We start from the raw sequence: 11,808 nt of genomic DNA, 5'->3' as shown, positions 1-11,808 counted from the left end.
GCCCTGCAGGCCGCCGTGGCCGGCTGCCAGGCCTGCACCTTGTGCCAGAGCCGCACCCAGACCGTTTTCGGTGTGGGCCACCCGCAGGCCGACTGGCTGATCGTGGGCGAGGCCCCTGGCGAAGAAGAGGACAAGCGCGGCGAGCCCTTTGTGGGCCGCTCCGGCCAGCTGCTCGATCGCATGCTGCACGCCCTGGGCCTGAGCCGCCAGGAGGCCGATGCCTCGCAGCAGGTCTACATCGCCAACGCCATCAAGTGCCGCCCACCGGCCAACCGCAATCCCCAGCCTCAGGAAATGGCCCAGTGCGAGCCCTTCCTGATGCGCCAGATCGCGCTCACCCAGCCCAAGGTCATCCTGGCCATGGGGCGCTTTGCGGTGCAGTCCATCCTGCGCTCCAACGAGCCCATCGGCAAGCTGCGTGGCCGTGTGCACGACTACCAGGGTGTCCCCCTGATCGTCACCTACCACCCGGCCTACCTGCTGCGCAACCCGGCCGACAAGGCCCTGGCCTGGGCCGATCTCTGCCTGGCCCGCGAGGTCATGGCCTCGCGCTGAGGCCTGCGCGGCGCACGCCCGCGTTCATTCGCCCAGGTAACGCTGGCGCCGGAACCACCACACCAGGCCGATCACCACCAGGGCCATCAGGCCCAGGGCCACCCAGAAGCCCGCACCCGAGTGGATCAGGGGCAGGGCGTCGAAGTTCATGCCGAAGACCCCGGTGATCAGGTTCAGCGGCAGGAAGACGGCCGTCAGCACCGTCAGCGTGCGCATGATGTCGTTGGTGCGGCTGCCCTGGGCCGAGAAGTGCATCTGCACCGCGCTCTCGGCCGAGTTCTCCAGCCGCCGCACATGGCTGAGCACGCGCTCGATGTGCTCCTGCACGTCGCGCGAACGCACCCGCAGCACCTCGCGTTCGCGGGCCGCGGCCGTGTCGGTGGGCACGGGCCACTCCTGCAGGGCGTCGATCCATTCCTGCACGGCGGCGCGCTGGTCCTCGCAGGTGTCTTCCAGCGCATGCAGGGTGTTGCGCGACTCCAGCAGCGCCTGCCAGTGCTTGAACTGGTTGCGGTTGCTCAGCAGCTCCTGTTGCAGGTAGGCGAACTGCCGCGTCAGCAGGCGGCGCAGGTCGAGGTAGGAGTCGACCATGTGGTTGACGATGCGCAGCATCAGGTCGGCCGGGGAGGGCGGCAGGCGCGAGGGCCCACGGCCTTCGGTGCGGGGCGGCGAGCCCCCCATCACCGAGGGGTCCAGCCGGGCCTGTGCGCCCAGGTGCGCGTCTTCTTCCGTGTCTGCGCCGCCCTCGGGCAGGCCGTGCAGGGCGGCATGGCCGTGGGCTGCATGCGACTCGGCCGGGCCTCCGGCCAGCTGGCTCAGGCGGGCCTCGAAGAAGTCGCGCACCGAGCAGTCCGCCGGGTGCACGGTCAGCAGCACGCGATCAAACAGGGCAAAGCCCACCGGGCTGGTGTCAATGCCCGCCAGGGCGCGGCGCGCGCTGGTGGCCGTGCCCTGGGCCTCGTCCAGGAACATGCGCTCCGTGCCGGGGCCGGCGGCCAGGCGGCGGAACACCAGGATGTCGTACCAGGAGGTGTAGTCGTACTGCGAGGGCAGCTGCGGGTTCAGCAGGTCGGACACATGCAGGTCGACCAGGCTGCCGCCGGCCAGGCGCTGCAGGTGGCGCTGCACATTCGGCAGCTGCACCTCGAACACCCGTCGCCCCGTGGTCACCCACAGAAAGCCATGGGCGGGCAGGGTCTCGGGCCATTCAGGCAGCTCGGTGAAGTGCTCGTTGATCAGGAAAAAGCGCACACGGTCTCCCGCCGTTGAAGCGATGGGGCCGAGCGGCTCAGCCGCGCAGCTTGGCGGCCGCGTCGAGGGCGAAGTAGGTCAGCACGCCATCGGCGCCGGCGCGCTTGAAGGCCAGCAGGCTTTCCATCATCACGGCGTCGTGGTCCAGCCAGCCGTTCTGGGCGGCGGCCTTGATCATGGCGTACTCGCCGCTCACCTGGTAGGCAAAGGTGGGCACGCGGAACTCGTCCTTCACCCGGCGCACGATGTCCAGGTAAGGCATGCCGGGTTTGACCATCACCATGTCGGCGCCTTCGGCAATGTCCATGGCCACTTCCAGCAGGGCCTCGTTGCCGTTGGCCGGGTCCATCTGGTAGACCTTCTTGTCGGCTTTGCCCAGGTTGGCCGCCGAGCCCACGGCATCGCGGAAGGGGCCGTAGAAGGCGCTGGCGTACTTGGCGCTGTAGGCCATGATCTTGGTGTGGACCAGACCTTGCGATTCGAGGGCTGCGCGGATGGCGCCGATGCGCCCGTCCATCATGTCCGACGGGGCGACGATGTCGACGCCGGCTTCGGCATGGGTCAGGGCCTGGGCCGTCAGCACGCTCACGGTGGGGTCGTTGAGGATGTAGCTGCGCTCGTCCAGCAGGCCGTCCTGGCCGTGGCTGGTGTAGGGGTCGAGCGCCACATCGGTCAGCACGCCCAGTTCCGGGAAACGCTGCTTGAGTTCGCGCACCAGGCGCGGCACCAGGCCGTCGGGGTTGGTGGCTTCGCGGCCATCGGGGGTTTTCAGGCTGGCGTCGATCACCGGGAACAGCGCCAGCACCGGCACGCCCAGCTCGACGCAGCGCTCGGCCGCAGCCCACAGCGGGCCTCGTCCCAGACGGGCCACGCCGGGCATCGAGCCCACGTCCTGCGTGCCGTCGTCCTGGTCCAGCACGAAGACGGGGTAGATCAGGTCGTCGGCCGTGAGGGTGTGCTCGCGGACCAGGCGGCGGCTGAAATCGTCCTTGCGCAGGCGGCGCGGGCGGTGCTGGGGGAAGTGTTGGGAAAACGACATGCGGTGCTGTGAGAAATCTCTGTGAAGGATTGCAAAGGGCGCCAGGGAATGTCGGCCGAAGGGGTTATTTCGACCGGGTCTGGACGACATGTGCGTCCGTTCGCCCTATAATCGCGCTTGAATGATACGCCGCAAGGCTTTCATTCCCTGCTTTTCCTCCCTGAGCAGGTGCCTTACCGTGATGACAGCGTTAAGGCTTCAAAGCCCCGGCCATGCCGGGGCTCTTTTTTTTGCTGCGGCGCCGCAAAGGCGCACGGTCGGCCGCGGGGCGTCTGGTCATAATCCAGACCATGAACACCGCCCTCAGCAACCCCTACCTCTGGGTCAAGGCCCTGCACATCATCTTTGTGGCCAGCTGGTTTGCCGGGCTGTTCTACCTGCCTCGGCTCTTCGTGAACCTGGCCATGGTCCCGTCCGACAGCCATGCCGAACGCGAGCGCCTGCTGCTCATGGCGCGCAAGCTCTACCGCTTCAGCACCCTGCTGATGGTGCCGGCCCTGGCCTTCGGCCTGCTGCTGTGGCTGTACTTCGGCATGGGCAAGGGGCCGGGCCAGATCTGGCTGCACGTCAAGCTGCTGCTGGTGCTGGGCGTCATCGGCTACCACCATGTGTGCCGCAAGCTGCTGCGCGAGTTCGAAGCGCTGCAGAACCGCCGCAGCCACAAGTGGTTCCGCGTGTTCAACGAGGTGGCGGTGCTGCTGTTCGCCGCCATCGTGATCCTGGTGGTGCTCAAGCCCACGCTGGGCTGAGCGCGGGGCGCGCGCGCGTGGTGTCCCTGCACCGGAGTTCGGCCTGGCCGCTGACCTGGCTGGCCGTCGCCCTGATCACCTACGCCACGCTGCACCCCCTGAGCGGCTGGCACTGGCCCGATCACCAGGTCTTCTCCTGGGTGCTGCCCAAGCTGGGGCAGGAGTACACCAACGACATCATCGGCAACCTGCTGGGCTACCTGCCCCTGGGCGGGATCCTGTGCCTGGCCCACCTGCGTTCGGGGCGCCAGGCGGCCTGGGCGGCGCTGCTCACGGTGCTGGGTTGCATGGCCCTGTCCTATGCGCTGGAACTCCTGCAATTCACCCTGCCTGGTCGCGTGCCTTCCATCTCCGACTGGGCGCTCAACACCCTGGGCGCGGCCTGGGGCGCACTGGCTGCCGTGACGGTGCACGCCCTGGGGCTGGTCGACGTGTGGCACCGCCTGCGCGAAAGATGGTTCATCCCCCAGGCCGGTCATGGTCTGGCCTTGTTGTGGGTGTGGCCCGTGGGGCTGCTGTTTCCCCCGCCCTTGCCCTTGGGCGAGGGGCAGCTGTTGCCCCACCTGCGCATCGCCCTGGTCGAGCTGACGGCGGGCTCGCCCATCCAGGCCTGGTTGCTGCCTGAAGACCCCCTGCAGCTCTGGGCCTCGGTGCACATGGCCGTGGCCCAGTCCAGCTGGGTGGGCTGGATCGAGACCCTCACCGTCGCCGCCGGCCTGCTGCTGCCCATGTGTGTGGCCTGCGCCCTGGCGCGCCCGCGGCCCCTGCGGCTGATCCTGCTCAGTGGCGCGGTGCTGATGGCCGTGGGCGTGACCACCTTGTCGACCGCGCTCAACTTTGGCCCTGAACACGCCTTCAGCTGGACGACGCTGCCCAGCCTGGTCGGCCTGCTGCTGGGCGCCCTGGCCGGCAGTGCCCTGGTGCAGCGCACGCGCACCACCAGCGCCTGGGTGGGCGTGCTGGCCGTGCTGGCCCTGGTCGTGCTGATCCACCTGGCCCCGGGTGACCCGTATTACGCGCAGACGCTGCAGGAGTGGGAGCACGGGCGGTTCATCCGCTTCCACGGCCTGTCGCGCTGGATCGGCATGCTCTGGCCTTATGTGGCCCTGCTGTGGCTGCTGGCCCGGGCCCTGGGTCGGGATGGCGGGGGCGACGAGGCAAAGGCGCCCCCGATTCCCTAGAATGCCGCCATGAGCTATTACCAGCGCCACATCTTTTTCTGCCTGAACCAGCGCGTCAACGGCGAGTCCTCCTGCGGGGACCACGGCGCCAAGGAAGGCTTCGACCATTGCAAGGCCCGCATCAAGGCCGAGGGCCTGAGCGGCCCCGGCCAGGTGCGCGTCAACAAGGCCGGCTGCCTGGACCGTTGTGCCGGCGGCCCGGTGGCGGTGGTCTACCCGGAAGGCACCTGGTACACCTTCGTCGACAAGGCCGACATCGACGAAATCGTCGACCGTCACCTGATCAAGGGCGAGGTCGTCGAGCGCCTGGTCCTGCCCGGAGACGTGGGCCGATGAGCAGCAGCAAGATGGTGGGCCGCCCGGCCTCGCAGGTGATCCAGGGCCCCGCAGGCCAGCTGGAAGTGGTGATCGAAGACCCGGTGGGGGCGCCGCGCGGCCTGGCCGTGGTGGCCCACCCGCATCCGCTCATGGGCGGCACCATGGACAACAAGGTGGTGCACACCCTGGTGCGCGCCTTCGTGCTCTCGGGCTGGCGCGCCGTGCGCTTCAACTTCCGCGGCGTGGGCCATTCGGCGGGCGCCTGGGACGAGGGCCGTGGCGAGTCGGATGACATGCTCGCCGTGATCGCCGCCCAGCAGGCCGAGTCCACCATGCAGGGCCTGCCGCTGGCCCTGGCCGGTTTTTCCTTTGGGGGCTTTGTGGCCGCCCGCACTCACGCCCGCCTGGTTGAGGCCGCCGAGGCCGATCCCGCGCTGAGCGCCCCCCAGCAACTCGTGCTGGTCAGTCCGGCCACCACGCGCTTCGAGGTGCCCAATGTGCCGGCCCACACCCTGGTGGTCGAGGGCGAGCAGGACGATGTCGTGCCCCTGGCCTCCATCCTCGACTGGGCTCGCCCCCAGAGCCTGCCGGTCACGGTGGTGCCGGGCACGGGCCACTTCTTCCACGGGCAGCTGCCCACCTTGCGCGAGACCGTGCTGCGTCACCTGAAGGCCATGGCCCAGGGCTGAGCGCTTTCCCGCGCAGCCCGGGTTGTCCCGGGCCGCGCACCTTGTTTTCCGGGCGTTCGCCCCCATCTCTCCTGGCTGGCCTTGTCAGGCCAGCCTTTTTCCCTTTGTGGACCCATCCATGACCGTCACCCTTTCCCGCCGCGTCTCCCGCCGCGCCGCGCTGGCCTGCCTGATGGCCGCTTCGGCCCTGGCCAGCGCGCCCGCCTGGTCGCAGGCCGCGCCCGCCGCCCTCTTTGCCGAGCCCACGGCCGCCATGCCGCAGCCGCCCGAGGTGGCCGCGCGCGCCTACGTCCTGCAGGACGTGACCAGCCGCCAGACCCTGGCCTCGCGCAACGCCGACCAGACCGTCGAGCCCGCCTCGCTGACCAAGCTGATGACCGCCTACCTGGTCTTCCAGGCTTTGCAGAACGGCAAGCTCAGCCTGGGCCAGGAGCTGCCCGTGTCGGAGCGCGCCTGGCGCACCGGCATGACCGGTGCCTCGCGCACCTTCATCAACGTCAACAGCCGCGTCAAGGTCGATGACCTGATCAAGGGCATGATCGTGCAGAGCGGCAACGACGCCACCGTGGCCCTGGCTGAAGGCGTGGGCGGCACGGTCGAGGTGTTCGTCGAGATGATGAACCGCCAGGCCCAGGTGTTTGGTCTGAAGACCACGCACTTCGCCAACCCCGAAGGCCTCACCGCCCCGGGCCACGTCAGCACGGCGCGCGAGCTCTCCATCATCGCCACCCGCCTGATCACCGACTTCCCCAACTCGCTGCCCTACTACTCGATGAAGGAATTCACCTTCAACGGGATCAAGCAGCCCAACCGCAACCTGCTGCTCTTTCGCGACCCCACGGTCGATGGCCTGAAGACCGGCTACACCGACGCCGCCGGCTACTGCCTGATCGCCACCTCGCACCGTCCCACGCCGGGGGGCGACCGCCGCCTGCTCAGCGTGGTGGTGGGCACCGCCTCGCCCGAGGCCCGCGCCAACGAAAGCCAGAAGCTGCTGAACTGGGGCCACAGTGCCTTCGACGTCGTCAAGCTCTTCGACGCCAACCAGGCCATCAGCACCGCCCCGGTCTGGAAGGGCAAGGCCGCCTCCGCTCGCCTGGGTCGCACCGCACCCGTCGTGGTGGTGGTGCCCCGCGGCCAGGCCGCCCAGGTCAAGACCAGCCTGACCCGCAACGACCCGCTGCTCGCCCCCTTGCTCAAGGGCCAGACCGTCGGCAGCATCCAGGTGTCGCTCGGCACCCAGCCCTGGCAGACCCTGCCGCTGCAAAGCCTGGACGCCGTGCCCGCCGCCGGCTGGCTGGGCCGCACCTGGGACGCCATCCGCCTGGGCATCAAGTAAGCAACCGAACAAGGACGCGCACATGGCTTCCCAATTCCCTCCCGGTCACCCCCTGCATCCCGCCGTGGCCGATGCCGCAGCCCAGGCTGCGCAGCCTGCCAACCCGATCATCCCGCCGGAGCAGTCGCTGATCGAGTACCCCAGCCGCTTCCCGATCAAGGTCATGGGCGTGCACCACGAGACCTTCATCGAGGCCGTGGTGCGCATCGCGCGCGAGCACGACCAGACCTTCGACGAGGCCACGCTGGAGCACCGCCCCAGCAGCAGCGGCAAGTACCTGGGCCTGACGGTCACCGTCACGGCCACCAGCCGCGAGCAGCTCGACGCCATCTACCGTGCCCTGACCGGTCACCCGCTGGTCAAGTACGTGCTCTGACCGATACCCCCTGTTCCGGCGGGCGCGCCTCTCGCCAACCCGCAGCAGGGCCGTCGTGGCCTGACGCATACAATGTTTGACCCCGGCCGATCCGCCTGCCCTCACCTGAGGCGGGTGCCTCGGCCCTTTCTTTGAAGGATTGCCCCGTGTTTCTGATTTCCGATGCCTATGCCCAAGCCGCAGCCCCCGCTGCCGGTGCCTCCGGTGGCCTGATGAGCATGCTGCCCCTGGTCCTCATGTTCGTGGTGCTGTACTTCGTCATGATCCGCCCGCAGATGAAGCGCCAGAAGGAAACCAAGGCCATGCTCGACGCCCTGGCCAAGGGTGACGAGGTCGTCACGCAAGGTGGCGTGATCGGCAAGATCGCCAAGCTGGACGACACCTTCGCCCGCATCGAAGTCGCCAACGGCGTCGAGCTGCAGGTGCAGCGCGTGGCCATCATCCAGGTCCTGCCCAAGGGCTCGTACAAGTAAGCAAACACCGGACGGCGCCCGCCCCGCGGTGGGGCAGGGTGCCGCCATCGCGTTACAGCGCCATTGACCGCGCCGTTGAGGACCTCATGAACCGCTACCCCTGGTGGAAGTACCTGATCATTGCCATGGCCCTGGTGGTCGGCCTGGTCTATGCGCTGCCCAACGTGTTCGGCGAAGCGCCGGCCGTGCAGCTCTCCAGTGGCAAGGCCACGCTCAAGCTCGACAGCAGCGCCGTGGCGCGTGTCCAGGAGGTGCTGACGCAGGCCGGTCTCAAGGCCGACTTCGTCACCTTCGAAGGCAATTCGGTCAAGGCCCGCTTCCAGGACACCGACACCCAGATCAAGGCCCGTGACCTGCTGGCCAAGGCCTTCAACCCGGATCCGGCCGATCCGCGCTACATCGTGGCGCTGAACCTCGTGTCGCGCTCGCCGACCTGGCTGCATGCCCTGCACGCCAACCCCATGTTCCTGGGCCTGGACTTGCGCGGTGGCGTGCACTTCCTGATGCAGGTCGACATGAAGGCCGCGCTCACCCAGAAGCTCGACAGCCTCGGCGGTGACGTGCGCACCCTGCTGCGCGACAAGGACATCCGCCACAGCGGCATCCGCCGCGAGGCCAACACCCTGACCGTGCGCTTCCGCGACGAAGCCGGCCGCAAGGCCGCCCGCCCGGTGCTGGAAGACAAGCTGGCCGACCTGGTCTGGACCGACGCCACCGACACCGGCGGCTCGGGCGACCTCACCCTGGTGGGCGCCCTCAAGCCCCAGAGCGAACGCGCCATCCAGGAGCAGGCCCTCAAGCAGAACATCACCACCCTGCACAACCGGATCAACGAACTCGGCGTCTCCGAGCCCGTGATCCAGCAGCAGGGCATCGACCGCGTGGTCGTGCAGCTGCCCGGCGTGCAGGACACCGCCAAGGCCAAGGACATCATCGGCCGCACCGCCACGCTGGAAGTGCGCCTGGTCGACGACAGCACCGAGGCCCAGGCCGCCCTGGCCGGTGGCCCCGTGCCCTTCGGCACCGAGCGCTACCTCGAGCGCGGTGGCGTGCCCATCATCGTCAAGCGCCAGGTGGTGCTGACCGGCGACAACCTCACCGACGCCCAGCCCGGCTTCGACGAGAACCACGAAGCCGCCGTGCACCTGACGCTCGACGCCCGCGGCGCCCGCATCTTCAAGGACGTGACCCGCGAGAACGTCAACAAGCGCATGGCCATCATCCTGTTCGAAAAGGGCAAGGGCGAGGTCGTGACGGCGCCGGTCATCCGCGGCGAAATCGGTGGTGGCCGCGTGCAGATCTCGGGTCGCATGAGCACCGAAGAGGCCGCCGACACGGCCCTGCTGCTGCGCGCCGGTTCGCTGGCCGCGCCCATGGAGATCATCGAAGAGCGCACCGTGGGCCCCAGCCTGGGCGCAGAAAACATCGCCCAGGGCTTCAACAGCCTGATCTACGGCTTTGCCGCGATCGCGCTGTTCATGATGGCCTACTACCTGCTGTTTGGCGTGTTCTCGACCATCGCGCTGTCGGTCAACCTGCTGCTGCTGATCGCCGTGCTGTCGATGCTGCAGGCCACGCTGACCCTGCCGGGCATCGCGGCCATCGCGCTCACCCTGGGCATGGCCATCGACTCCAACGTGCTGATCAACGAGCGTGTGCGCGAAGAGCTGCGCAACGGCTCGGCCCCGCAATCGGCCATTGCCGCCGGTTACGAGCACGCCTGGGCCACCATCCTGGACTCCAACGTCACGACCCTGATCGCCGGCCTCTCTCTGCTGGCCTTCGGCTCGGGCCCGGTCAAGGGCTTTGCCGTGGTCCACTGCCTGGGCATCCTGACCTCGATGTTCTCGGCCGTGTTCTTCTCGCGTGGCCTGGTCAACCTCTGGTATGGCGGCAAGAAGAAGCTCAAGGGCGTGTCCATCGGGCAGGTCTGGAAGCCCCAGGAATAAGCGCAACACAGCGGAGCACACACCATGGAATTTTTCCGCATCAGGCGCGACATCCCCTTCATGCGCCACGCGTTGGTCTTCAACGCGATCTCCTTCCTCACCTTTGCGCTGGCGGTGTTTTTCATCTTCCACCGCGGCCTGCACTTCTCCATCGAGTTCACCGGTGGTTCGGTGATCGAGGTGCAGTACGCCCAGCCGGCCGACATCAACAAGGTCCGCACGGCGGTCGAATCGCTCAAGCAGGGCGAGGTGCAGGTGCAGAACTTCGGCACCTCGCGCGACGTGCTGATCCGCCTGCCGCTGCGTGAAGGCGTCAAGCAGGCCGATCTGGTCAGCCAGGTCTACGGCGCCCTGTGCAAGGCCGAAGGTGCCCAGCTGGTCACCCAGGCCGCCGACAAGGGCCCTGCCCAGGTCTGCCAGGCCGCCGGTGGCGCCCAGCCTGTGGTGCTGCAGCGCAGCGAGTTCGTCGGCCCGCAGGTGGGGGACGAGCTGGCCCACGACGGGGCCCTGGCCCTGGGCGTGACCGTGCTGGGCATCATGATCTACCTGGCGATCCGCTTCGAGTGGAAGTTCGCCGTGGCCGGCATCATCGCCAACCTGCACGACGTGGTCATCATCCTGGGCTTCTTTGCCTTCTTCCAGTGGGAGTTCTCGCTGTCGGTGCTGGCGGCGGTGCTGGCGGTGCTGGGCTACTCGGTGAACGAATCGGTCGTGATCTTCGACCGCATCCGCGAGACCTTCCGCAAGTTCCGCAAGCTGAACACGCCCGAGGTCATCGACCACGCGATCACCAGCACGACCAGCCGGACCATCATCACCCACGGCTCGACGCAGATGATGGTGCTGGGCATGCTGCTGTTTGGTGGTCCCACGCTGCATTACTTTGCCCTGGCTCTGACCATCGGCATCCTGTTCGGCATCTACTCCTCGGTGTTCGTGGCCGCGGCCATCGCGATGTGGCTGGGCGTCAAGCGCGAAGACCTGGTCAAGGCCAGCAAAAAAGACATCGATCCCAACGACCCGCACGCTGGCGCGGTGGTGTAGAGTCTCCGCAATCAGGAACTTCAGGGCTGAGGGCGTCGCTGTGACGCCCTCAGTGCATTCTCGCCCCCCATGTCCGCAGGACCCCACCGAGCGCTGTCACTGACCGCCCGCGTCAGCTTCACCGAATCCCTCGTCAGGGGCGTGGCTGGCGTGGTCAAGGCCTGTGTCGACGGCGCCAAGGTGCTGGCCACCCAGACGGCCGAGCCCGCGCTCTACCAGCGTCGGCGTGACCTGGTGCTCGACTTCCCCCGCTCGCAGGCCCTGTGGCAGCAGGCCATGGAGCAGCGACTGCGCGATGCGCTGCACGCCCTGCGGCTGGGCCGCGAGGTCGATCCCAACCAGCGTCCGGGCCGTGACGCCCCGCAGGCCGGTGGCGGGCTCTCCCTGGTCGAAGAAGGCAGCATCGAGCGCGACCTCGTGGCCGTGCGCCTGGGACAGGCCGTGTCCGACCTCACCGGCTCCGAATACACCGACCTCAATGCCCGATTGCAGTCGGTGCAGGGCGCGGTGGTGGCGGGCAGTGGCTCGGTCGATGTGCTGAGTCCGTCCTGGCTGGGCCGCGTGGTGCTGGACGCCTGGTTGCAGTCCGGCCTGACCCTGGTCCACTGGGCCACGCTGCAGACCGTGCTGCAAAACGAGGTGGCCGCCTGGGCCCAGGAGGGCTACCACCACGCCAACCGGTTGTTGCTCGATCAGGGCCTGCGACCCGAGATCGACCTGCGCCCCTTCATCCGCCGCACGCCCGACGCCGGGGGGGCGCGCCCCTCTGGCGCCTCTCAGTTTGCCGACCTGGGGGCGCCCTCGGGCGGCTTCCACGCTGGCGGCACCTCGGGGGGGGCTCTCGG

13 protein-coding genes are annotated in these 11,808 nt (G+C 68.3%); 11 read left to right on the top strand and 2 right to left on the bottom strand.

Annotation, left to right across the window (positions count from 1 at the left end; translation table 11 throughout):
* Positions 1-555: uracil-DNA glycosylase (locus QZ994_RS15685; RefSeq protein WP_290873694.1), on the top strand; the 555-nt coding region annotated here is incomplete at its 5' end.
* A 24-nt stretch (positions 556-579) separates the two neighbouring features.
* Here QZ994_RS15685 and QZ994_RS15680 read toward each other — a convergent pair.
* Both QZ994_RS15680 and hemB read right to left on the bottom strand, forming a co-directional pair.
* Positions 580-1,806, bottom strand: coding sequence for a magnesium transporter CorA family protein (locus QZ994_RS15680; protein WP_290873693.1), 1,227 nt, complete (start codon positions 1,804-1,806; stop codon positions 580-582).
* A gap of 37 nt (positions 1,807-1,843) precedes the next feature.
* Positions 1,844-2,845, bottom strand: coding sequence for a porphobilinogen synthase (gene hemB / locus QZ994_RS15675; protein WP_290873691.1), 1,002 nt, complete (start codon positions 2,843-2,845; stop codon positions 1,844-1,846).
* A 290-nt stretch (positions 2,846-3,135) separates the two neighbouring features.
* Here hemB and QZ994_RS15670 point away from each other — a divergent pair, with 290 nt between their 5' ends.
* The 10 genes from QZ994_RS15670 to QZ994_RS15625 all read left to right on the top strand — a co-directional run.
* Positions 3,136-3,594, top strand: a complete 459-nt coding sequence (locus QZ994_RS15670; protein ID WP_290873689.1) for a CopD family protein — start codon at positions 3,136-3,138, stop codon at positions 3,592-3,594.
* A 20-nt stretch (positions 3,595-3,614) separates the two neighbouring features.
* A complete protein-coding gene (locus QZ994_RS15665; RefSeq protein WP_290873687.1) occupies positions 3,615-4,775 on the top strand; it encodes a VanZ family protein in 1,161 nt (386 codons plus the stop codon).
* 9 nt (positions 4,776-4,784) lie between these two features.
* Positions 4,785-5,111, top strand: coding sequence for a (2Fe-2S) ferredoxin domain-containing protein (locus QZ994_RS15660; protein ID WP_290873685.1), 327 nt, complete (start codon positions 4,785-4,787; stop codon positions 5,109-5,111).
* Complete coding sequence (locus tag QZ994_RS15655) at positions 5,108-5,782, top strand: alpha/beta fold hydrolase (RefSeq protein WP_290873683.1); 675 nt, start codon at positions 5,108-5,110, stop codon at positions 5,780-5,782. Before QZ994_RS15660 ends, QZ994_RS15655 begins: the two co-directional genes overlap by 4 nt.
* Positions 5,783-6,035: 253 nt before the next feature.
* Positions 6,036-7,121, top strand: coding sequence for a D-alanyl-D-alanine carboxypeptidase family protein (locus QZ994_RS15650; RefSeq protein WP_290873698.1), 1,086 nt, complete (start codon positions 6,036-6,038; stop codon positions 7,119-7,121).
* A gap of 64 nt (positions 7,122-7,185) precedes the next feature.
* Positions 7,186-7,497, top strand: coding sequence for a DUF493 family protein (locus QZ994_RS15645; protein ID WP_290873696.1), 312 nt, complete (start codon positions 7,186-7,188; stop codon positions 7,495-7,497).
* Positions 7,498-7,643: 146 nt separating this feature from the next.
* Positions 7,644-7,970, top strand: a complete 327-nt coding sequence (gene yajC, locus QZ994_RS15640; protein ID WP_290873680.1) for a preprotein translocase subunit YajC — start codon at positions 7,644-7,646, stop codon at positions 7,968-7,970.
* 86 nt (positions 7,971-8,056) lie between these two features.
* Positions 8,057-9,919, top strand: a complete 1,863-nt coding sequence (gene secD, locus QZ994_RS15635) for a protein translocase subunit SecD (protein ID WP_290873677.1) — start codon at positions 8,057-8,059, stop codon at positions 9,917-9,919.
* A 24-nt stretch (positions 9,920-9,943) separates the two neighbouring features.
* Positions 9,944-10,963, top strand: coding sequence for a protein translocase subunit SecF (gene secF, locus QZ994_RS15630; RefSeq protein WP_290873676.1), 1,020 nt, complete (start codon positions 9,944-9,946; stop codon positions 10,961-10,963).
* A gap of 69 nt (positions 10,964-11,032) precedes the next feature.
* Positions 11,033-11,808: DUF1631 family protein (locus QZ994_RS15625; protein WP_290873673.1), on the top strand; the 776-nt coding region annotated here is incomplete at its 3' end.

The sequence above is a fragment of the Aquabacterium sp. genome (assembly GCF_021768455.1).
Lineage (GTDB): Bacteria > Pseudomonadota > Gammaproteobacteria > Burkholderiales > Burkholderiaceae_C > Aquabacterium.
The sequence above is the reverse complement of the archived record's forward strand: the minus strand, read 5'-3'. Positions and strand labels throughout refer to the sequence as shown.